Raw genomic sequence first — 21,791 nt, 5'->3', positions numbered from 1 at the left:
CTCAGCATCAGTTGGTTTGCCGGGCACGATGTGACGTGGGGGCGTACGTGGATCAAGGGGGATGCGGTGAGCGGTAACGCGGCGTCGCGGGCGATCAGCCGCGTCGGCGCCGCGGCAGGAGCAGGCTGACCACCGCGATGGCCAGGCCGAGCCCGGCCGACATGAGGAAGACCAGGTCGTAACCGGAGGCGAGGGCGGCGGCCGGGGAACTCGCGCCGGCTTCCGACGCGGCTCTGGCACCGCCGGCCGTCGCGAGCACCGCCAGACCGATCGAGCCGCCCACCTGACTGGCGGTTTGGGCCAGGCCGCCGATGGTGCCCGCGTCACCCTCGGGAACCTCGGCGGTCGCCGCGGCCATGAGGGTGGGGAAGGTCAGCCCGATGCCGGCCGCGATGAGCAGCGTGGGCCCGAGCACGGAGGTGACGTAGCCGCTGTCGGTGTGGGCCTGGGCGAGCCAGCCGAAACCGGCCAGGAAACCGGCGCTGCCGGCCAGCACCAGGGGGCGCACACCGGTTCGCGGCAGCAGGGCGGCGGCCAATCGCGCGACCAGCATGAACACCACCGCTGCGGGTGTCTGCCCGAGCCCGGCTTGAAGCGCGCTGTAGCCGAGTACGTTCTGCAGGAAGAGCGACGTGAAGTACCACATCGCGATGGAAATCCCGCCGAACAGCAGCAGCATGCCGTTGCCGACGGCCACCCCCCGGATCCTGAACAGCCGCAGGGGCACCATCGGCCGTTCGGCGAAACGCGACTCCACCACCGTGAAGACGACGAGCAGCAGCAGGCCCGCCACTACCGGCCCGGCGACCTGCACGGACGTCCAGCCGTGATCGGCGCTCTGCATGACCCCGTAGACCAGAGCGGCCAGCCCCGCCGTCCCCGTGACCGCGCCGATGAGGTCGAGCGGTTCCCGCCGGCCGGTTCGCGTGCCCGCCAGCGCCGTCATGGCCACGATGACCAGCACGGCGCCGATCGGCACATTGATGAGGAAGACCCACCGCCATGAGATGCCGGTTGTGATGGCTCCACCGGCGACCGCGCCGACCATCCCGCCCACGCCGCCCGAGGCAGACCATGCGCCGAACGCCCTGGCACGTGCGTTCGGTTCGGTGAAGGAGGTATTGATCACGGCCAGCGTCGCCGGAGCCATCATGGCGGCTCCGATGCCCTGCACGACGCGGGCCGCCACCAGGACATCCGCAGTGGTCGCCAGACCACCCGCCAGACTCGCGGCGGAGAACAACAACAGTCCGGCGGTCAGAACCCGGCGCGGACCGAACAGGTCGGCGGCGCGGCCACCCAGCAGCATGAAGCCGGCGAAGGTAAGCAGGTAGCCGTTCACCACCCAGGCCAGGCCGGTGGGCGTGAAGCCGAGGTCCTGGCGGACCGCGGGCAGGGCGACGTTCACGATGGACGCGTCCAGGATGACCATGAACTGGCAGGCACACGCCAGCGAAAGGACCAACCAGGCGAGGCCGGCCTGCGGCCTGACCCGTGGCGTTGCGGTGCTGGTGCTTGTCATGAGTTCTTACTCCTCGCCGATCCGCCGCTCACGCGGTCTGGGGGGTTGTCGCGGTCCTGGTTCCGCGGGCGGTCCGGCCGCCTGCGGATGCGTCGGCCCACGCCAGGTCCTCAACCGAGGCGGTGCCCTCGGCGACGGCCTGCGCGAATGCGTGCGCGGTGCCTGCCAGGCCGTAGTCGATGATTGCGATCTTCACGGTCATGTCCGGAGCCTCGATGTCGTGTAGAATCAGTTATGCGAATAACTATTATGCGAGTAACTAACTTGTCAAGGAGACCCATGGACTTCGAGCACGCCGACGCCCTCAACCAGGCCATCCGCCTGCTGAGCCTGCGCCACCGGGCCAGGGCCGCCGCGCTGCTGGCCCCGCTCGGCCTGCACCCCGGGCAGGAGGCGCTCCTGCTCGAGCTCGCCCGGACCGGCCCGATGATCCAGGCCCAGCTCAGCGAGGCGCTCGGCTGCGAGCCGCCCAGCGTCACGCTCATGACCCGCAAGCTCGAAGCCTCCGGTCATATCCGCCGCGCACCCGCCCCCTCCGACAGGCGCGCCAGCGTCGTCGAACTCACCGACAGCGGCAGAGCTCTGGCCGACCAGGTCAAGCAGCTATGGTGCGCTCTGGCGGAGGAGACCGTGGCCGGCCTGCCCGCCGAGACCGTGGCAGAGCTACCCGGCATCCTCACGACCTTGACCGGCAACGTGGACACCAGGCGCTCCCGCCAGGCACACGGCAGCTGACACGGCCCGTGGTGGAATCGCGACGGGAAGGACACGCCGATCAGGGCCGTTGATCACGAACCGAGCGTGTTGGAGGTCGGTCCCGCCGTCCGATGAAGCAGCACACCGAGATGTCACGAGCCGCGATCCCCTGTGGCGGGTGCCGGACGGGTAGGTGAAAGGCTGTATGGGTCCATCCGCCGGCGGAACGGGGCCATCACCATGGGGGATACCGGATCGAGGAGCCACTTCAGTGGGACCGGCGATCTCGACCAAGCGGTGGCAGTCTTCGAGAGCGTGCGGCCGCGCCTGTTCGGAATCGCGTACCGGATCCTGAGCAGCTCCACCGAGGCGGAAGACCTGTTGCAGGACGTGTGGCTGCGCTGGCAGGCCTACGACCGCACTACCGTGGCCGACCCGGGGGCGTTCCTGGCGACGGTGACCACACGCCTCGCCATCAACGCCCTGCAGTCAGCGCGGGTCCGTCGCGAGACGTACGTCGGCCCGTGGCTTCCCGAACCCGTCGACACCAGTGCCGACCCTCACCTCGGCGCCGAGCGAGGCGAAGCCCTCGGCTTCGCGGTGCTGCTCCTGCTGGAAAAGCTCTCACCCACCGAACGCGCGGCCTACGTGCTTCGAGAGGCGTTCGACTACCCCTATCGGCAGATCGCCGAGATCATCGAGGTCAGTGAGGCCGCGGCGCGGCAGCTGGTCAGCAGGGCCCGCAAACGCGTCGTCTCCGAGCGCCGAGCACCGGTGAACGGAGCCGAACAGCGCAGACTGCTCACCGCCTTCGTCGCCGCCGCCCGCTCCGGCGACCTTGCCGCACTGGAAAAGCTCCTCGCCGCGGATGTGATCAGCTACTCCGACGGAGGCGGTGCCGTCCGAGCCTCTCGCATCCCCGTGATCGGCGCGTTCCGGGTCGCGAAGTACATCAGAGCGTTCGCGGACCGGTTCTGGGCCGGGGTCGAGGTGGGATGGACCGACGTGAACGGGCAGGCGGCCGCTCTGCTGCGCCGCGACGGCGAGGTGTTCACTGTCCTCACCGTCAACGCCTCCGATGAGGGCATCGACGAAGTGCTGTGGATGATGAATCCCGCCAAGATCGCCGCGCTGTCGACCGCGACATAGTACGAAGTCCTCCACCACGGTCAACACCAGCTCAGCGGCTGGCATCAACGCCCGAGGTCTCCGCCGAAGCCGGGGCGGTTCAGCGGCAGAGAACCGCCTCCGTGATTCCGGGGGATTGACGCCGATGAGACGCACGTCACATCCGGCTTCCTGTCACGCATAGCCCGGGCTGCCCGGTCAATCGTGTGTAGAGCCTCGACCTCGTCGCCGTCATCAACGCCTGCGACCGCATCAATGCTCACAAGCCCGACGTGGCGAGCCAGAGCAATCCAGCGTGTCCGTGGACCCTTTCCCTCCACTTCGCGGTGAGCACCACCGCGCACCGGCATCTGGTACGCACTTTCCTCGCCGGCGCGCAGACCGGCGACCTGGCCGAGCTGGAAGAACTGCTCGCCGCCGACGTCGCCCGCTAGGCCGTCCGGCCGTCAACGGCCGGCTTCGGCCTCTCGCGGTCTTCGTACTCGCCGATGCCGCGCCGGGCCGGGGTACGTCCGGCCCGGCGAAGGTCGCCCCCGCACAGGGCCGGGCTCGCTCGCCTACCGCGCCTGGTCGGTCGGGCGGATGAGGATCTCGTTGACCGCGACGTGCTGCGGCTGGGTGACCGCGTACACGACAGCATTGGCGATGTCCTCGGGGTGAAGGGTGCGCATGGTGGCAGCCATGTCCTGCGCGGCGGCCCGCATCGTGGGGTCGGTGATGTGGCCGGCCAGTTCGGTGGCGACGAAGCCGGGCTCGACGACCACGACGCGCACGCCCAGGGCGGTGACCTCCTGCCGCAGCGCCTCCGAGAAGGCGGTGATGCCGAACTTCGTCGCGGCGTAGACGGCGTTGCCGGCTGACGCGACCCGGCCCGAGGTCGAGGAGATCTGCAGGATGGTGCCCTTGCGCTCCAGCAGGTGCGGCAACGCCGCGTGGACCGCGTACATCGACCCGAGCAGGTTGGTCTCGACCATGCGTGTCCATTCCGTGGTGTCCGCTCCCACGATGGGACCGGCGAGCATCACCCCGGCGTTGTTCACCAGGACGTCCAGGGCGCCGAAGTGCTCGACGGTATCCGCGACGGCGGCCCGCACCGACTCCTGGTCGGTCACGTCCAGTTCAAGGGCCAGCACCTCGCCGGGCGCCTTGCGCACCAGAGACTCCAACCGGTCGGTGCGCCGGGCCCCGACCGCGACACGTGCCCCTTCCGCCGAGAGGGCCAGCGCGGTGGCCTCGCCGATACCCGACGACGCTCCGGTGACGAGGACGACCTTGTCGTTCAATGTGTTGCTCATGTGCTTCCTTTCCACAGGGGCTCGCAGGTTTCGTCATGCCGCAACAGTTCGGCGCGCTCAGGAAGGGCGAGGAGCGCGGTGGTCCTTGCGCTGGGCGAGCTCTTCGCCCCTTTCGCACCGTCCGCGGTAGTGGCGTACGTCGCCGAAAAGGACCACCTCATTGCGCTTCGGCACGGGCCCCGACGGCTGTCGTCCAGATCGTGACGGCGACCAGCAGAACGCAGATGGCCGCGGTCGCCGCGACCACGGCGGCCACGCCGACCCAGGGCGTCGCGAGCGGCAGCGACAGGACGGCGACGACGCACCCCAGAACCGCGGCGGGAAACATGACGGGTTGTGCGATGACAAGCACGTGCACCGCCCACAGCAGGGCGAGATACACGCCGACAGGAACGGCGACCGCGTAGCCGAGGGCCAGCGGTGACGCCACAACGTCGTGCCCGCTCTGCTCCACCGCCACTTCAAGCCCGGCGCCGAGGGCGGCCAGGGCTGCGAAGATGCCGTAGTGGCCGTATCCCCACAGGTAGGACCGATGACGCCGGTCACTGAGACCTTCCCCCGCCGGTCCGAGGAAGTACAGCCACCAAAGGGCGAACAGCAGGACGAGGCCCGAGACGGCGACGACGATGAAGGGACCGCTGATCTTGCCCGTTTCGAGCGCCCCTTCGACCCCCCTGGTCGTGGCGAGCACGCTCTCGCCGAGCAGGATGATCGTGAACAGGCCGTAGCGCTCGGCGATGTGGTGCGGGTGCCAGTTGGTGCTCCGGGCCCGTTCCGCCCACCGCGGCACCGCGAGTTCCAGGACGACCAGGCCGACGAAGAACGGCAGCACGGACGACGCGGGCAACACCCCCTTCTCCGCCAAGAAGAAACGAAGTATCCATCCCAGCTGCAGGATGGTGATACCGGCGGCGTAGCGCAGGGCGGTCCGGCGGCGGGCGGGGTCTTCGAGACCGGCTCGCACCCACTGGGTGACGAGCGCCATCCGCATGATGACGTAGCCCAGAGTGACGACACCGTAGTCCGATTGATTGGCCGCCGCGGGCACGCCGGCGGCGAGGACCAGCACACCGGCCATCTGCACCATGGTCAGCAGGCGGTAGGCGACGTCGTCGGTGTCGTACGCCGAGGCGAACCAGGTGAAGTTCATCCACGCCCACCAGATCGCGAAGAAGACCTGCAAGAACGGCACCAGCCCGGCCAGGCCGTGACCGTCGGCGATGCCGTGCGCGAACTCCGCGGTGACGGCCGCGACCGCGACCACGAACGTGAGGTCGAACAGCAGCTCCAGCTGACTCGAAACCCGGTGTGGCTCATCGATGGAACGAGCGCTCATCCGGATTCGGATCCGGATTGTGGAGCCTGCTGGTGGCAAGGTCCTGCTCCTGTCGCTTTGCAACGTACGGTCCGTCCGAAAAGATAGGGCGACGTTCCGGGCCGTTACTACGCGGCACCGAGATCGCACCTACCGCCCGCACCCCGCATGAGCGGCTCCTCGGCGGACAGGCACCGACGCCGGCGCGCATAGTTGTTCATGATCTGCTTCCTGCGTCCGTTTCGACCGCGGCTTCCTCGTGAAAGCCGATCTCCCGGTGGGTGCCGTCGCACAGCGGTTTGTTGCCGGAACGGCCACACCGGCACAGCGTCATCCGGTTGCGAACCTCCAGCGGCCGGCCGTCCGCCCGCAGGACCGGCACCTTGCCGGTGACCCACAGCGCGCTGGCCAGTCCGTCCTCCTCCTCCAGGACCGAGACGGCCTGTGGGAGATCGGGCTCGATCGTCTCGCCGCCGCGTTCGAGCGCGTAGCTGTAGGAACCGGAGGGGCAGTGATCGATACGGCCCATGATGTCGGAGCGCACATCGCTGTCGCCGGTGTCGGCGAGCATGGCGGCGATCGGCTTGGCGCGGCCGAGGCAGAAGGCGGCATGGACGCACAGCTCGCCCACCCGTTGCGCCGAAATGCCCACCCCGTCGTGCACGTGCTGCAACTCCTCGTAGGGACGCATGATCGGGCTCTCCGTGCCGTCGAACCCGATCACGGCGTGGGTTCCGTCGCAGAACGGCTTGGAGCCCGAATGGCCGCAGCGGCACAGCGCGTAGGTGTCCTCGGTTTCCAGGGGCTCGCCGGTCTTCCAGGTCAGCGCGTTGTTCTCGGAGGAGACGATCTTGCGTTTGCGCCGGAGTGGGATGCCGCCGTACACCACGTACGGGCCGTCGCGCAGGACGACGATGCGCCGTCGATCGCCGCCGACGCTCCACCGGCGGCGTTCTGGCGCCACGTACTCGAAGGTGGGGCCGGCCGTGGTGCCGTCGTCGTCGGTCATCAGCATCAGGGCCCGGGCTTGAGCCTTGAGCGCGTACATGGTTCCGGTGGCGACCGCGAGCAGTTTCGGGCTGCCGTTGAACGCCTGCTCCAGCAGATGCAGGATCGCGCAGTAGGTGTGGTTGAACTCTTCCTGCGCGATACGGACGTCGCTGCCCGGGGCGTGGTCCGACAGCCGCGGGTTGGGCCGCATCGGGCGTACGCCGCCCAGGTCCACTGAGATCGGCTCGCCGGTGGGCCCGGACCGCGGGGTGTCGCCGCGCCGGTAGCGCCGGCCGAGTTTGAGTTCCTGGAAGCGGTAGTAGTGGGCGACCTCGTCCCGATCGGGGTGGAAGACGTCCTGGTCGCCGTCCCAGATCTCGCTCCGGGCCGTGCCCTCGCCCTGCTCGACGATCTCCTCCAGCGCCCTCAGCGCGGAGTCCAGACTGTCCACGGCGATCAGGCGTCCTGCGGTGTGCCGGAAGTGGGTCGTGTTCACCTGGCGGGCGGGGTCGCCGCAGAAGACCTCTCGCTCGCCGAGCTGCTCGCACAGGTCGCGCAGTCCTTGCTCTATCGCGGCGTAGAACTGCCCGATCGTCTCGTAGCCGTCGCTTTCCGCCGGGGCGTCGGGCGGCGCGGGCCGTTCCAGGCGCAGGAACATCTCCAGGGCCTCCGGTCCGAACGGAAGCAGCGACAGTTCCAGATCGCTGTGCGGCAGCCGCCGGGGATGGGGCGGGAGCATGCGCGGCATGTCGAGGTGCGGCCGGCCGCCGACGGCGTTGAGCAGGTTCGCGGCCAGAGCGAGGTGCAGCATCTCCTCGGCGAAGACGCTGCCCACCACCTCCGTCGCCTCGGGGTTGCGCTCCGGATCCAGCGAGTACAGCGCGCACAGGTATGGCGGCAACGTCGCGTGTTCCAGCTCGACCGCCCACTGCAGATGCTCCCGCAGGCTGTCGAGCGTGTCGATCCGCGTCTCACTCGGCATGATCGCCCGGCCTTGAGCCGTCCCGCAGCACCTCGATCGCGTCGAGCAGACCCCGCAGGCCGATCTCCTCGCGTTCGACGTCCGCCGGATCGGCCAGCCAGTCGGCGACCGACAGACCGACGGCCTCCTCCGGATGACTGGACTCGACCAGGGTCACTTCCGCCTCGACCTCGACCTCGAGCTCGTGCAGAACGTCGTCGTCGCCGCTCGGAGCGCTCATTGTTCCTCCATACATGGCTTGGGCGGATGTCCGGCCGACCGCTCCGGCTCGCCCTACGGGTGGAGCCGGACACGGGACCGAAGTGCGGGTGCGGCGGTGCTCCGGGCTCGCTCGGCGGGTGCCCGATGATTACGATCACCGCGTGCGCACCCCGCGGGATGGACTGCGTTTGGGCTTCTGCACCATGGTCAGCGCCGTCTGCCCCGCGGTCGATCTCGGCCGCGGGCGCTGACCGGGTGTGGAACGGGCTCTCGTGAGCTACGAGCGCCCGGGCTGCTTTCCGGTCGTGTTCCGGCCGAGCCAGTCGTGGTAGCGGATCGTGCCGAGGGTGGCGTCGTCGTCAAGTGGAACCAAAGACCGCTCGCTCAGCTCACTGCCGAAGTAACGCGCGTGCGGGTCGGTGACCACCTCGCGCGAATCGCCCCAGGCGGCCAGTGCCTGGCGGAAGAACTCATCCATCCGGAACCGCTCCGGCCCGGCGATCTCGACCCTGCCGTTCAACGGCGCCCCCACCGCGGTCCGGCCGACCGCCTGGGCCACATCGTCACCCGCGATCGGCTGGAACAGCACGGGCGCTACGTGCACCTTGCCATCCACCGTGGCCTCGTCGGCGATGCCGCGGGTGAACTCGAAGAACTGGGTCGAGTGCACGAGTGAGAACGGATCCCCGACTTCTCGATCAGCTGCTCCTGAGCGATCTTCGCCGCGAAGTAGCCGTTGTCCGGCATCCGCTCCGTGCCCACGATCGAGACCGCGACGTGGTGACCGACGCCCGCCGCCGCCTCCGCCGCCAGCAGGTTGCCCGTGGAGGTCTCGAAGAACTTCAGCACCGCGGCCCTCTCGAACGACGGCGAGTTCGACACGTCGATCACCACCTGCGCGCCCGCCAGCACCTCGGCCAGCCCCTCGCCGGTCAGCGTGTTGACGCCGGTGTTCGGCGACGCCGCCACCGCCTCGTGACCCTGCTCGCCCAGCTGCGTCACCAGCTTCGACCCGATCAGGCCCGTCCCGCCGATTACCACGATCTTCATCGCTATCCCTTTCGTTCACCGGGCCACCTCGTTGCCACCCGGCGCCAGCTAAGACCGGGCAGCCTCCGGGCTTGTGACAGCTGCCGCGAAATTCCTTCGGCTGACGGCTGCCCGCCTGGCCGCCGGCCGGAAACGCCGGGCAGCACTAGCAGAGCGCCAGGGCCGTATGGACCAGTTGGAGGTGGGTGAACGCCTGAGGGAAGTTGCCCAGATGGCGCGCCTGGACGGGGTCGTACTCCTCGGCGAGCAGGCCCACGTCGTTGGTGAGGGCCAGCAGCCGTTCGAACAGGGCCATGGCCTCGTCCTTGCGGCCGACGAGGTTGAGCGCTTCGGCCAGCCAGAAGCTGCAGGCGAGGAAGGCGCCTTCGGCTCCGGGCAGGCCGTCGATGTCGTTGCTCTCGGAGACCGGATAGCGCAGCACGAAACAGTCGGTCATCAGTTCGCGTTCGATCGCGTCGATCGTGCCGGTGACCCGGCGGTCCTCAGGGGGCAGGAAGCCGACGATCGGAATGAGGAGCAGCGCCGCGTCGACTTCGTGAGAGCCGTACGACTGGGTGAACGTGCCGCGCTCGCGGTCGAAGCCCTTGTCGCAGACCTCGGCGTGGATCCGGTCCCGCATGGCCCGCCAGCGCCTGAGGGGACCGGTGTGGCCGAGTTCTTTGATCGCCCGTACCTGCCGGTCGGCCGCCACCCACGCCATGACCTTGGAATGGACGAAGTGCCGCCGCGGGCCGCGGACCTCCCACAGGCCCTCGTCGGGCTGGGCCCAGCTGCGCTCCAGGAAGTCCATCAGCCGGCAAGCGGTGGACCAGGCGTAGTCGTGGGGCGGCAAGCCCAGCTTGCGGGCCCGGTAGAAGCAGTTGAGCACCTCGCCGTAGACGTCGAGCTGAAGCTGGCCGGCCGCGTCGTTGCCGATCCGCACCGGCCGGGAGCCTTCGTACCCGGGAAGCCAGTCGAGCGTCTGCTCTGGCAGGCGCCTTTCGCCTGCCACGCCATACATGATCTGGAGATCCTCCGGGCGGCCCGCGATGGCGCGGAGCAGCCAGTCAAGCCAGGCGCCCGCCTCGGTGACGTACCCGGATTCGGTCAGGGCGTCGAGTGTCATCGCGGCGTCGCGCAGCCAGCAATATCTGTAGTCCCAGTTACGCACCCCGCCGAGATGCTCGGGCAGCGACGTGGTGGGAGCCGCGACGATGCCGCCGGTCGGGCTGTAGGTGAGCGCCTTGAGCGTGATGAGGGAGCGGACCACGGCGGCGCGGTGGCGGCCCGGGAGCCAGCAGCGGGAGACCCACTCCTCCCAGAACCGGCTGGTCCCGGTGAGTTGCTCATCGGGATCGATGCCGTGGGGTTCCGGCTGGTGCGAGGGGTGCCACGTGAACACGAACGACCGGCGTTGCCCCGCGGCGACCGTGAAGGTGCCGGTGTGCCGGTCGCCGCTGCCTTCCAGGTCGAGGGGAGCGTCGATCCAGACCGAGTCGGGCCCGCCGATGGCGTGGAGGCGGCCGCCGAAGCGGCGGGTCCAAGGGATGATCCTGCCGTAGTCGAACCGGATGCTGATCTCTGTGGTCATGTCCACCGTCCCGGACACGCCCTCCACGATCCGGACCAGGGCGGGGTTGGCGTGCCGGGGAGGCATGAAGTCGATGACCTTGACGGTGCCTGTGGAGGTCTCCCATACGGTCTCGAGGATCAGCGTGTCGTCGGCGTACGCGCGCCGCGTGGCCGTCTCGTGCCCGGCTGGGGCCAGCCGCCAGAACCCGTTGGACTCGTCGCCGAGGAGCTTGGCGAAGCATGCGGGGGAGTCGAACCGGGGAAGGCAGAGCCAGTCGATCGATCCGTCGCGAGCGACGAGGGCGGCTGACTGCGTATCCCCGATGAGGGCGTAGTCCTCGATCCGCATATGGACCACGCTACTCGCCGGGCGGCGCGTCATCACTCGGACTTGTCTTCGTGCGAGGGCGGGAAACTCCAGGTCAACTCGGCGCCCCTGCACACACCTGTACTCACCGGTCTGGACCGAGACGTCCGACTTTGGGTGCGCAAGTAACACAGGTCTACTAAGGTGCATCGTAGTTCGGCCCAGCCTCAGGAAGAGGACCCGGACGTCGCCGACCGGGGCCAGCGGGCCAGGGAGCGATCATGCAGGTCCGGGACGTGCCTCCCGACAGTGAAAGAGCGGAGAAGCGTGGGACGTAAGCCTGAGGCGCCGCTTTCGCACTTCCTTTTACGAATAGCAGGGGCGCTGGTGGCTGTCGCCGGAATGCTGATTCCCTCGGTCGTCGTCGCTGCTCCGAAGCCAACCCCCAAGGAGCTCAAGGCTCAACTCGCCCGCCTCAACGAGCAAGCGGAGAAGCTTACCGAGCAGTACAACGGCCGGCGCGTGGAGTTGGCCGCGGCGAAGCGTGAGTCGCGGCGGCTGAACACCGAGGCCGCACGGATCGAGCAGCGATACGCGCAGGTACGGGAGGCCACCCGTGCGCTCGCCAACACGAGCTACATGACCGGGTCCCTCGCTTCACCTTCCCTCGCCATGGCCGGAGGGGACCCCCGGGCAGTATTGTCCGCCGCCTCGCTCACTGCGCAGTTCTCTCAGCAGTGGGGGATGCAGTTGAAGGACGCACTGCGCCTGCAGGACCAGGTCGATCGGGCACGCGAGCGCGCGAACGCGCACAAGAAGCAGCTCGGAAACCTGGTGAGCGACCTGGCAGGGAAAAAGCAGCGCATCGAGAAGCTCATCGAAGGGGTGAAGACCAAGATCGAGCAACTCGGCCCGCCTCCCGTCGCCAACCTGCCGACGGTGTCCGTCGAGGGCCAGGGCAAAGCCGCCGAGGCCGCGCGATGGGCGGTCAGCCAGGTCGGCAAGCCCTACGTGTGGGGAGCCGCCGGCCCGAACAGCTTCGACTGTTCAGGGCTGATGTTGTGGGCGTACTCGAAGGTCGGGATCAACCTGCCCCACTACACGGGAGCCCAGTGGCAGCTGGGGACACGAGTCCCCAGAATGGACCAGCTTCAGGTAGGGGACATCGTCTTCTTCTACTCCGACCTTCACCACAACGGCATGTACGTCGGCGACGGCATGATGGTTCACGCCCCGCAGACGGGAGACGTGGTGAAGATCGTCAGTATCAAGACGCGCCCCTTCATGGGCGGCGTACGACTGGTCTCTTGAACGTCGCCGGTAGCCGTTCTCGTCAGGGTCGGCCTGCCGAGGCGAGGAACAGCGGTATCGCAAGGAAGAGCCGCCCCGCCTTGGCCCGCGTAGCCTGCTCGGCGATCCACATGTCGGCCTGCTCCCGGTCGAGCGCGCCGGCCGCGAAGGCTCCCTCGGCGATGCCCGACAGCATCGGCAGCATGGTGGCGTCGGTGAAGATGCCGGTGCGGACCTCTACCGCCACGTCCTCGAACCCGGCGTCGAGCAGGAGATTGCGGTAGCGGCGAGCGGCGCGAGGATTCGGAACCGTGTCGGCGCGCGCCTGGACGATGGTGCGGGTGATCGTGGGAGTGTCCGAGTCGATGATGAAGCTCTCCCAATCCTGGCCGATCAGGGCGATTCGCCCGCCGGGTGTGAGCACGCGGAACGCTTCACCGAGCGCCTTCGCCGGGTCGTCGAGCTCGTGGTACACCTTGTCGGCCCGGTAGGCCGCCACAGAGCCGTTCGGCAGGGACAGCTCGTAGGCCTCGCCCACCCTCAGGTCCAGATCCGGCCGGCGTCGACGGCCCTCATCGATCATCTCCACGCTGGCGTCGATGCCGACGGCTTGGGTCCCATGCTCGCTCATCTCCGCGACGGCGCGGCCGGTACCACACCCGACGTCGACCGCTCGGATACCGGGGGCGATGTGCAGCAGTTCATAGGATCGGGCACGGAGGGCTGCCGCGCCAGGGGATGCGTCGGCCGCGTCGAGCAACCGGATGAGCGGGTTGAGATCTTCGGTTGGGACACGGATCGTCTCGTCGTTGGACATGTCCCCCACCATGCGACTTAATGTCGACATGAAGTCAAACTCGAACCCTCCAGCGATGAGCATCGGACAGGTTGCGGAACACTTCGGCCTGGCCACGCACGTCCTGCGCCACTGGGAGGCCGTCGGCCTGCTGGAGCCAGCGCGGATCGGAGGCGATCGCCGCCGGTATGGGTCCGATGACCTCTACCGGATCGCGGTCATCCTGCGGGCGAAGGAAGCCGGGTTCGGGCTCGACGACATCCGGGAGATGATCGCAGCCAGGGAACCCGCGGAACGGCGCGTCATTCTGCGGCGTCTCGAGAACGATTTGAGGCAGCGCATCGCCCAGGCGAAAGCCTCGCTGGAGCTCATCCGGTGTGCACTGGACTGCGACCATGAGGACTTCACCTCGTGCGCGCACTTCCAAGCCATGATCAAGGAGAGGATCGGGCGGGAGGCGCGACCACATGTCCCTGTCTGAGCCCGCTGGATAGACGGGATCCGAACCGAGACCTCGTCGATGGGCGGAGATCAGTTTGGGGGGACGATTTTCAAAGCCTGCCGAAGCGCCTCCGCCTCCGTAGGGGTCAGCTCGGCGAGGAAGTGGACGAACGCCGCCGCCTGGTTGTTGCTCGTCGCCAGCGCTCCGCGCATCAAACGAGCCGTGTACGCCTCACGCGAGGCCACCGCCTCGTAACTGTAGGCCCGGCCCTCCAACCGACGGCGCAGCCAGCCCTTGCCGTGCAGGGTGTCCATCACTGTCATCACCGTGGTGTAGGCGATGTCGCGGCTCTTCTGGAGCTCGGTCAGTACCTCGCGTACGGACACGGGCCGGCCGAGAGCCCAGACGCAGTCCATCACCGCCGCCTCGAGCCTGCCGAACTCGCGCACGTCTCCTCCGCCCTCGTCCTTCCTAGGTAAGGTAGTAGATCAGGCCTGGTGCGACAAAGCGGTCACCAATTCCGGACTCCTGTCGTAGGCAGTGACAGTCGATCAACCACTGTCCTCGGGATGCCGCGATGGGATCAGCGGTGTCTTCCCGGCGCTGACGATCACAGTATCCCTGTTTTGCCCCACAACCGTCGACCTGCTGCCTGATGGCCGAGTCCGCTGCAGAGCAAGGTTCGAGGCGTAAGTGGCAATCGCGCTATCGCATGTCTGCCGATCTCCTGTCCTCCAGACGGCGCCATCGCTCGCTTCGTTTGCCTCCGGTCTCGGTCGACGATCGTGGTTGGACGTCAGAAGCCAATGGCCCGGCACTGGTATCGCCGGAGGCCATCACGGCCACTAGTAGGGGTAGTAGTGAGTGCTTAGGAAGGCATTGCCAGGTGATGCGGGAAGCGCCTGGATCCATGGGTAATGTGTCCACTGTGACTACGGACGGTGTGGCGCGCAGGCTCACTCCTTTGAGCGGTCTGCTCCTGCTTGCCGCCGTCCTGTGCGGCCTGTTCGCCATGCACGGGCTGCAGCCCTCACCTGGGCCTCTTCCCACTCCCAGCGTCCTGGCCCTGCACTCCGCTCAAATCGATCATTCGGCGATGCCGATGGCCGGACCCCACGACCGGCACGGCGACGAACCCAGCTCTCCCCACCAGGGTCACGGCGGCGGCCAGGTCTGTCTCGCCCTCCTCCTGGCCGGGTCGGTCCTACTACTTCTCCTCGTCATAGTGAGTGCAGGCCGCTTCGGTGCCCCGCCGATCCGACTGGTCTTGCAGTCGTTCCTCCCCCGCGGGCCCACCGCCCGTCCCAGAGGGCCGACCCTCGCGCAACTCTGTGTGATCCGGGTGTAGAAGGCGCACTCGACGGCCTGCCTCGCCGTCGAGCTACAGCGACCTGCATGCACCTACACACGGAGAGTGTTCAGCCATGAAGCGTCTTGCCATTCCCGCCGCCCTGCTCTCGGCCGGCCTGCTGGTCAGTGCCTGCGGCTCCACGGACACCGCCACCCACGACATGTCCGCCACGTCGTCGATGTCCGCGATGCCTACCGAATCACAGGCTCCTGCCACCAGCCCGGCCGCGGACCACAACGACCGGGACATCTGGTTTGCGCAGATGATGATCCCGCACCACCGCCAGGCCCTTGAGATGGCGAAGCTGGCCGAGGACCGCGCTGGTAGCAGCAAGGTCAAGGAGCTGGCCAAGCAGATCGAGGCCGCCCAGGATCCCGAGATTCAGATGATGACCGGCTGGCTCGAAAGCTGGGGTGTTCAGGCCCCCGGCGAGGACGGCATGCCGATGGACCATACGGACCACGGCATGCCCGGCATGATGTCCGGCGAGGACATGAAGAAGCTCGAAGGCCTCAAGGGCGCCGCATTCGACAAGGCGTTCCTGACGATGATGATTCAGCACCATGAGGGCGCCATCACCATGGCCAAGGAGGAGCAGGGGGCCGGCGTCTATGAACCGGCCAAGCAGATGGCCGACTCCATCATCACCAGCCAGTCCGCGGAGATCAGCACCATGAAGAAGCTCCTGCAGTAGGACTCCCGGCGGGTGGGCGACGGCGGTCGTCGCCCACCCGTTCCTCGAATCCCAGGCGCGAGAAGGTGAGAACTGGGAATGATCGCCGCAATCATCGCCTTGGCCGGATGCGTGTTCCTGCTCGGGCACCTCGCGGGCCCCATGCTGCTGCGCGCGCGATGGCCGGCGGGGTTGCCCGGCACCGCCGTAGCGCTGTGGACCGCCGCCATCGCCGGCACCATGCTGGCCCTGACTGGGCTGACCGCTATCGCACTCCTCTGGCCCGCCACTCCCGGTCACCGGCTCGTCGACTGGATCGCCGACTGCCTGCCGAGGGACGGCCATGCCATATCCCCGGTGGCGGCATTCGCGACGGTCCTGCTTTTCGCGGCGGGGATCACCTCCCTTAGCCTGGCCGTGCCCAGGGTGGTCCGGACCGTTCGGGAACGCCGCGAGCACCGGCAGATGCTCGACGTGGTCGCGGGGGATCTCGCCGGGACACCGGACGTCCGCGTGCTCGAGCACCCCATGCCGATGATCTACTGCCTGCCGGCGCGAGAACGGCCCATTGTCGTGACCACAGGCGCGCTCGACCGGCTCGACCCGGCCGAGATGGCGGCGGTGCTGGCCCACGAGCGCGCGCATCTACGGCAGCGGCACCACCTGGTCCTGATGCTGGCCGACGCACTGCGCGCCGCGGTTCCCTGGCTCGGCACGCTACGGCTCGCGCACACCACCCTGCCCGGCCTGCTGGAACTGGCCGCCGACGATCACGCGGCGCACCACCACGGAAGGGCTCCACTCATCGGTGCGCTACAGAAGCTCTCAGTCGCGTCGTGCTCCGTGGGTGCCCTGGCCGTCAACCCCGCCACCGCGCACATCGCCAGGCTGAGAATCGCCCGGCTGACCTCTCCACAGACGCCTCCACGGCTGCCCCACGTCAGATCCCTGTCTTGGTTCGCCGTTGCCGCCGCGGTCGGCGTCCCCGCCGTACTGGTGACCCTGGGCGTGATGATGCTGCCGCTTCCTTGCTGAGAGTCTCCGCCATGCCCGCTACGTGAGCTCCTCACGTCACTGATGGCGCCCCTGTCGACATGCGTTTCAGCATGTGGCAATAACTACTAGGCTTCCTAGTAGTTCGTCACAAGATGATCCCGGATGCCCGCGAGACGAGGATTGCCATGCTTTCGACCCGGCGTCGCCTCCTTGGCATCGTCGCCCTGCTGGCCCTGCTGGTAACTGGCTGCCAAGCTGATCACATTGATCGGCCCCAGAGCCAACGAAGTGAATCCATGGATCCAGGGATCGGCCACATCCACGGCCTCGGCGTCGATCCGGCTGACGGCACGATTTATGTCGCCGGCCACTTCGGCCTCTTCCAGGTCAGGGCGACAGACAGCGCGGTAAGAGTGGCAGACCGGGTCCAGGACTACATGGGCTTCACAGTTGTGGGGCCCAACACTTTCCTGGCCAGCGGTCACCCTTCCCTTGCCGACGATGCAGCGGGGGCGCCCGCACGCCTCGGGCTGATCCGCACCACCGACGCCGGTCGTACCTGGACCACTGTGTCGGAAGTCGGAACGGCCGATTTTCACGCCCTGCAACCCACAGGCGCCAGCCTGTATGCCTACGACAGCCAGTGCGGGCGGATCCGCAGCAGCACCGACAACGGCGCCACATGGACGGACGGCGCGCAACTACAGGTAGCGGATCTTGCCGGCTCCGCCGACCAGCCTGACCGCCTCTACGCGACCACTCCCGAGGGGCCGTTGGTGAGCGAGGACGGCGGGAAGACATTCACCACACTGGTGGGTTCACCCACGTTCACTTTTCTGGACGCGCTGGGCGAGGGCCTCGTCATCGGAATCGCTACCGACGAGACAGTTCGTGTGAGCCAGGACGACGGGAAGACCTGGAAGACGCAGGGAACTGTCCCCGGCCCCGCTGTGGCTTTCGCCACCTCCGACGGACGCCGTCTCCTCGTTGCAACAGAGGATGGCACGGTCTACCAGTCCAAGGACAGCGGCCGGACCTTCTCCGAGGCCTACAGGCCCTTCCGCGCCTGACAGCCCCTGCGACCGCGCCTCGTCGGCACTCATCTGCCGCCCGACGTCGAGTTCCGGCGTGTCGCTTCGCCAGATGCCGCTCACCGCCATGCTTGCCAGTACCCCCAGGGGGTATTAACCTCGGACGAGTAACGAGGCCCACCTACATGTGTCGGAGTCGTCATGACCGAGCAGCACCACCACGACCAGATGGAGCATGAGCACGGCGAGCACCCGCCAACCATGGACCAGCCAGCCCATTCGCATCACGGCGTCGGAACGAAAGCATCCTGGCGGACGGCCGCGTCCGCGACGCTGCACTGCCTGACCGGATGCGCCATCGGCGAAGTGCTGGGCTTGGTGATTTCCACCGCGCTCGGCTGGACCACCGGCCTGTCCGTCGCCTTGGCCGTCGTGCTCGCCTTCTTCTTCGGCTATCTGCTGACCCTGCTCCCGCTCCGTAAGGCTGGAGTGGGCTGGGCCAGCGCGATCAAGCTGGCGCTGGCAGCCGATACCGTTTCCATCATCGTCATGGAGATCGTGGACAACGGCGTCATGCTCGCCATCCCGGGCGCCATGGCCGCTACTTTGACGTCCGCGCTGTTCTGGGGCGCCCTGGCGCTTTCCCTGCTCGTCGCCTTCTTTGTCACCACGCCGATCAACAAGTGGATCATCGGTAAGGGCAAGGGACATGCCGTTGTCCACGCCTACCACCACTGAGTAGCAGTGTGGGCGGCGTGTTCGGTCAGGCCGCGGTAATGGGGGGCGTCGCCATGGTTGGTCTCCCTGGGCATGGGACCGAAAACCTATCTCGCCAGCGGGAACCCATCCGCCGTCGATGTGGCGGCGGGATCGCCCGCGCACCTGGGGCTGATCCGCAGCACCGATGCCGGTCGCACCTGGACCACGGTGTCGGAGCGGGAACCGCCGATTTCCACGCCCTGCAACCCGCGGGCACCAGCCTCTACGCCTACGACAGCCAGAGCGGGCGTATCCGCCGCAGCACCGACGACGGGACCAGTTGGACGGACGGGGCACAGGTGCAGGTGGCCCGCGTCGATCGGTGAGGAAAACCGGCCCGGCGCTGCTCAGGACGGCACTGACGCTATTGCAGGTGATCAGCCACTATCTGCGATCGCAGTCACGAGGCCGCAGTCCAGATGCCAGGGCAAGGCATGAAGCCGTCCACGGGCAGGTAAGGGCCGCACGGGCTGTGTTCCCTCGCGCGAGGGCCGGTGCAACCATGGTTACATATCCCGCTTTGTCTGATTAGGGGGCGGGTATGGGCACTGTTTCGATCCTCCGCCTCGGTCGCATCCGGGCGGCAGCGCTCGTGGCGGCGGCCGCACTGATCACAGCCTCGAACGTCACCGCGGTAGCGTCCGCCGGCGTCATCGCGGCCGACGGAGGCACCTCCTCGCACAGCGTTCTCCACGGCCGTCTCCTGGAGCCGGTTCCCACCAGTGACGGCGACTGGAAGGCCACCGCTCAGGCGCTGGGCAGATCGGGCAAGCTGTCGGCCGACCACACCGTGTACCGGGTGGGGTTCCCCCGCTCCGACCTGAAGGTCACATCCAAAGGAGTCGCGATCAAAGCCGGGTTCGCCCTCGGCTCGTATGCGGCGTTCACCCGCTACGAGGACGGTAAGGCGATGATGATGGGCGATCTGGTGGTCACCGAGGACGAACTGGGCAAGGTGACCGACGCGCTGCAGGCTGCGGGGATCTCCCAGACCGCGCTGCACAAGCACCTGCTGGCCCACGAACCGCCAGTCTGGTGGACGCACATCCACGCCATGGGAGACCCGGTCAGGATCGCCCGCGGAATCCGGGCCGCTCTGGACCAGACAGCCACCCCTCCCGCATCCCCGCCGTCCTCGCCACCTGCGATCGAGCTGAACACCGCCGCGATCGACGCGGCGCTGGGGACCAAGGGCACCAACGACGGCGGCATCTACAAGTTCACCTTCGCCCGGCGCGAGCATGTCTCCTCCGGCAACCGGATCACCCCGGCGGGGATGGGCGTGTCCACCGGGCTGAACTTCCAGCCGGCGGGTGGCGGCAAGGCCGCCATCAACGGCGACTTCGTCATGACCGCCCCAGAAGTCCAAAACGTCATCCGCGCGCTGCGCCGGGGCGGCGTCGACATCGTCGAGCTGCACAACCACACCCTCAACGATCAGCCGCGCATGTTCTACATGCACTTTTGGGCGGTCGGCGACGCGGTCAAGCTCGCCCGAACGCTGCATGAGGGGGTGGCGACCAGCAACCTCAAACCCGCCCACTGAAACACCGGACGAAACGCGCACGGCAAATGGAGGACGCCGCCGAGAGAACGGACGAGGTGATCGCGCGGGAGGCCGGGACGGGTGAGTGGGTGCTGCTGTCCTACCGGCTGCCCCGCGAGCCGTCCACGCCCCGTATCGGCATCTGGCGCAAGCTCAAACGCCTCGGGGTGGCGTACCTGGCCGACGGGCTGGTCGCGCTGCCGGCCGACGCGCGCACCCGCGAGCATCTGGAGTGGATCGCCGACGAGGTGACCGAACTCGGCGGCACGGCCGGGATCTGGCTGGCCCACCCCGCCACTACGCCCCAGGAACGACAACTCGCCGCGTCGATGGCCGCCGCCCGCGCAGCCGAGTACACGCAGGTGATCGAGCAGGCCACACGCGCAACCGGTCAGGAGGAGACCGTCCGGCGATCGACCGCCCGGCGGCTGCGGGCCGAGCTGCGCCGTATCGGCCGCCGCGACTACTTCCCTCCGCCGCAGCGCCACGCCGCCCACGCCGCGGTCGACGCCCTCATCGACCAGAACACCAGCGAAGAGGAGAGGAAGGAGCAGCGTAGATGAAATGGGCCACCCGCGCCGGGGTTCACATCGATCGGGCCGCATGCGCGTGGCTGATCCGCCGCCACATCGACCCCGACGCGACGTTCATGTTCGTCAGCGACCCAGCCGAACCGCCGGCCGACGCCACCGGCTTCGACATGCGCGGGGTCGCACTGTCCCATCACGAAGGCAACTGCAGCTTCGAGACCATCCTGGCCGTCTACGAGCTGACCGACCCCGTGTTGCACCGCATCGCGCAGATCGTGCACGAGGCCGACCTGGACGACGAACGCTACGAGGCACCCGAAGCACCCGGCCTGGACGTGATCCTGCGCGGGCTGTCGATGATCTGCGACGACCACCGGACCTCCAGATCACCGGGCCCATCTTCGACGGGCTGTATGAGTTCTACCGGCGCGAGCTGCTGCTGGGGCGGGAACCGGCATGACCAGGGCCGTGCGCATCGTCTTGGCCTCACAGGCGCTGCGCGCAATGGCGCCACCACCCAGACCATCGGCATCACCTTCGCCGCCGTCGGCGTACTTCAGACCCTGTCCTTGCTGGCGGCGCCCGTCGTGGCGGGCCGGATCGGGCTGCTGCCCACCATGGTGTTCACCCACATCCCGTCCAACCTGCTCCTGGCCGCCGTCCCGCTCGTCCCCACCCTTCCCGCGGCCGTCGGACTCCTGCTGACGCGCGCCTGCCTGTCACAGATGGACATTCCGACCCGGCAGGCGTACGTGATGGCGCTGGTCCCACCGGAAGAGCGGACCGCCGCGGCTGCCGTCACCAACACCGCCCGCTACATCACCCGGCCCGCCGGACCCGCGCTGGCCGGGCTGCTGCAACCGTTCGGCCTGGCGCTGCCGTTTCTGATCGCAGGGACTGTAAAAACGGGCTACGACCTGGCTCTTTGGCAGATGTTCCGGCCGGTCCACCTCCCCTCGGACCGCGAACCCCTGGTCAACCGGAGATAGTCACCCACGATGAGTGGTCGTGCTCGCCTGGATGTGAACCTTCAGGTGCTCAGTCCCGCCCCTCGTCTCGCCGATGCGGACGAAGCCGCTTGCGCGCGAGTCGGCCCCTGAGGAGGCTGCGTGCAGAAATTGGCGGTAGCGCTGTTCTTCGAGACCCATCGCAGATAGTGCCTTGAGAGCCTCCAGCGGCCGGACTCGGAGGTGCGCCTGCTCGGCCTCGCGGCTGTCAACGACGCTCGAATTTTGACCCCCTAGCGACGCCTGAAAGTTGACCCCCTGGCGTTGATGTTGGTCGTGGTTGCTACTGATGGTCGTTGCTGGTCTCGGCTGCGGGAACGCGGCCGAGGTCGC

Annotated in this window: 24 protein-coding genes; 12 read left to right on the top strand and 12 right to left on the bottom strand. The window is 67.9% G+C overall.

The window, feature by feature from the left end:
* Window positions 1–94 precede the first annotated feature (94 nt).
* Window positions 95–1,522, bottom strand: coding sequence for an MFS transporter (locus IL992_RS30610; RefSeq protein ID WP_193206827.1), 1,428 nt, complete (start codon window positions 1,520–1,522; stop codon window positions 95–97).
* Between the two features lie 28 nt (window positions 1,523–1,550).
* A complete protein-coding gene (locus tag IL992_RS30605; RefSeq protein WP_193206826.1) occupies window positions 1,551–1,724 on the bottom strand; it encodes a hypothetical protein in 174 nt (57 codons plus the stop codon).
* 77 nt (window positions 1,725–1,801) lie between these two features.
* On the opposite strand from IL992_RS30605, the gene IL992_RS30600 reads away from it, so the two are divergent.
* Complete coding sequence (locus tag IL992_RS30600) at window positions 1,802–2,257, top strand: MarR family winged helix-turn-helix transcriptional regulator (protein ID WP_193206825.1); 456 nt, start codon at window positions 1,802–1,804, stop codon at window positions 2,255–2,257.
* A gap of 258 nt (window positions 2,258–2,515) precedes the next feature.
* Window positions 2,516–3,367: an RNA polymerase sigma-70 factor gene (locus tag IL992_RS30595; protein WP_319018933.1), complete on the top strand. Its 852-nt coding sequence runs from the start codon at window positions 2,516–2,518 to the stop codon at window positions 3,365–3,367.
* Between the two features lie 536 nt (window positions 3,368–3,903).
* Here the strand turns inward: IL992_RS30595 and IL992_RS30585 are convergent.
* From IL992_RS30585 to IL992_RS30560, 7 genes are all read right to left on the bottom strand, one after another.
* Window positions 3,904–4,641: an SDR family NAD(P)-dependent oxidoreductase gene (locus IL992_RS30585; protein WP_193206823.1), complete on the bottom strand. Its 738-nt coding sequence runs from the start codon at window positions 4,639–4,641 to the stop codon at window positions 3,904–3,906.
* A gap of 157 nt (window positions 4,642–4,798) precedes the next feature.
* Window positions 4,799–5,977: a low temperature requirement protein A gene (locus IL992_RS30580; protein WP_193206822.1), complete on the bottom strand. Its 1,179-nt coding sequence runs from the start codon at window positions 5,975–5,977 to the stop codon at window positions 4,799–4,801.
* Window positions 5,978–6,173: 196 nt separating this feature from the next.
* Window positions 6,174–7,928 (bottom strand): ferritin-like domain-containing protein, encoded by a 1,755-nt coding sequence (locus tag IL992_RS30575; RefSeq protein ID WP_193206821.1) that lies wholly within the window; start codon window positions 7,926–7,928, stop codon window positions 6,174–6,176.
* Window positions 7,918–8,148, bottom strand: a complete 231-nt coding sequence (locus IL992_RS30570; RefSeq protein ID WP_193206820.1) for a hypothetical protein — start codon at window positions 8,146–8,148, stop codon at window positions 7,918–7,920. The genes IL992_RS30575 and IL992_RS30570 overlap by 11 nt, the downstream gene beginning before the upstream one ends.
* A gap of 258 nt (window positions 8,149–8,406) precedes the next feature.
* A complete protein-coding gene (locus IL992_RS46760) occupies window positions 8,407–8,733 on the bottom strand; it encodes a Rossmann-fold NAD(P)-binding domain-containing protein (RefSeq protein WP_226874076.1) in 327 nt (108 codons plus the stop codon).
* Complete coding sequence (locus IL992_RS46755) at window positions 8,724–9,179, bottom strand: SDR family oxidoreductase (RefSeq protein WP_226874075.1); 456 nt, start codon at window positions 9,177–9,179, stop codon at window positions 8,724–8,726. Before IL992_RS46755 ends, IL992_RS46760 begins: the two co-directional genes overlap by 10 nt.
* Window positions 9,180–9,324: 145 nt before the next feature.
* Window positions 9,325–11,079 carry a glycoside hydrolase family 15 protein gene (locus tag IL992_RS30560; RefSeq protein WP_193206819.1) on the bottom strand — a complete coding sequence of 585 codons (1,755 nt, stop codon included), beginning with the start codon at window positions 11,077–11,079 and terminating at the stop codon, window positions 9,325–9,327.
* A 345-nt stretch (window positions 11,080–11,424) separates the two neighbouring features.
* Here IL992_RS30560 and IL992_RS48575 point away from each other — a divergent pair, with 345 nt between their 5' ends.
* Complete coding sequence (locus IL992_RS48575) at window positions 11,425–12,348, top strand: C40 family peptidase (RefSeq protein ID WP_193206818.1); 924 nt, start codon at window positions 11,425–11,427, stop codon at window positions 12,346–12,348.
* A gap of 22 nt (window positions 12,349–12,370) precedes the next feature.
* Here IL992_RS48575 and IL992_RS30550 read toward each other — a convergent pair whose 3' ends face one another.
* Window positions 12,371–13,144, bottom strand: a complete 774-nt coding sequence (locus IL992_RS30550; protein WP_193206817.1) for a methyltransferase domain-containing protein — start codon at window positions 13,142–13,144, stop codon at window positions 12,371–12,373.
* Between IL992_RS30550 and IL992_RS30545 the strand changes: the two genes are divergently transcribed.
* The gene (locus IL992_RS30545; RefSeq protein ID WP_226874074.1) at window positions 13,143–13,604 is read left to right on the top strand and encodes a MerR family transcriptional regulator; all 462 of its coding nucleotides are present in this window, start codon (window positions 13,143–13,145) and stop codon (window positions 13,602–13,604) included. The genes IL992_RS30550 and IL992_RS30545 overlap by 2 nt on opposite strands.
* A gap of 50 nt (window positions 13,605–13,654) precedes the next feature.
* On the opposite strand, the gene IL992_RS30540 is transcribed toward IL992_RS30545, so the two are convergent.
* On the bottom strand, window positions 13,655–14,014 hold the full coding sequence (locus IL992_RS30540) for a BlaI/MecI/CopY family transcriptional regulator (RefSeq protein WP_193206816.1): 360 nt from the start codon (window positions 14,012–14,014) through the stop codon (window positions 13,655–13,657).
* Window positions 14,015–14,220: 206 nt separating this feature from the next.
* On the opposite strand from IL992_RS30540, the gene IL992_RS49065 reads away from it, so the two are divergent.
* The 8 genes from IL992_RS49065 (at window position 14,221) to IL992_RS46740 (ending at window position 21,440) form a co-directional block, all read left to right on the top strand.
* Window positions 14,221–14,913: a DUF6153 family protein gene (locus IL992_RS49065; RefSeq protein ID WP_404804798.1), complete on the top strand. Its 693-nt coding sequence runs from the start codon at window positions 14,221–14,223 to the stop codon at window positions 14,911–14,913.
* A 76-nt stretch (window positions 14,914–14,989) separates the two neighbouring features.
* Complete coding sequence (locus IL992_RS30535) at window positions 14,990–15,610, top strand: DUF305 domain-containing protein (protein ID WP_193206815.1); 621 nt, start codon at window positions 14,990–14,992, stop codon at window positions 15,608–15,610.
* Between the two features lie 78 nt (window positions 15,611–15,688).
* On the top strand, window positions 15,689–16,624 hold the full coding sequence (locus IL992_RS30530; protein ID WP_193206814.1) for a M56 family metallopeptidase: 936 nt from the start codon (window positions 15,689–15,691) through the stop codon (window positions 16,622–16,624).
* A 146-nt stretch (window positions 16,625–16,770) separates the two neighbouring features.
* Window positions 16,771–17,655 carry a F510_1955 family glycosylhydrolase gene (locus tag IL992_RS30525; RefSeq protein ID WP_193206813.1) on the top strand — a complete coding sequence of 295 codons (885 nt, stop codon included), beginning with the start codon at window positions 16,771–16,773 and terminating at the stop codon, window positions 17,653–17,655.
* A 162-nt stretch (window positions 17,656–17,817) separates the two neighbouring features.
* A complete protein-coding gene (locus IL992_RS30520; RefSeq protein ID WP_193206812.1) occupies window positions 17,818–18,354 on the top strand; it encodes a DUF4396 domain-containing protein in 537 nt (178 codons plus the stop codon).
* 562 nt (window positions 18,355–18,916) lie between these two features.
* Window positions 18,917–19,921 (top strand): DUF1259 domain-containing protein, encoded by a 1,005-nt coding sequence (locus IL992_RS30515; RefSeq protein ID WP_193206811.1) that lies wholly within the window; start codon window positions 18,917–18,919, stop codon window positions 19,919–19,921.
* Between the two features lie 26 nt (window positions 19,922–19,947).
* Window positions 19,948–20,484, top strand: a complete 537-nt coding sequence (locus tag IL992_RS30510; protein WP_193206810.1) for a Chromate resistance protein ChrB — start codon at window positions 19,948–19,950, stop codon at window positions 20,482–20,484.
* Window positions 20,481–21,440: a chromate resistance protein ChrB domain-containing protein gene (locus IL992_RS46740; protein ID WP_226874072.1), complete on the top strand. Its 960-nt coding sequence runs from the start codon at window positions 20,481–20,483 to the stop codon at window positions 21,438–21,440. Before IL992_RS30510 ends, IL992_RS46740 begins: the two co-directional genes overlap by 4 nt.
* On the opposite strand, the gene IL992_RS46735 is transcribed toward IL992_RS46740, so the two are convergent.
* Window positions 21,441–21,791, bottom strand: a 351-nt coding sequence (locus IL992_RS46735) for a hypothetical protein (protein ID WP_226874071.1), incomplete at its 5' end; no start/stop codon positions are given. It abuts the gene before it with no gap.

This window comes from Microbispora sitophila, from assembly GCF_014892245.1.
GTDB classification, from domain to species: domain Bacteria; phylum Actinomycetota; class Actinomycetes; order Streptosporangiales; family Streptosporangiaceae; genus Microbispora; species Microbispora siamensis.
This window is presented reverse-complemented; position numbering and strand designations above follow the sequence as displayed.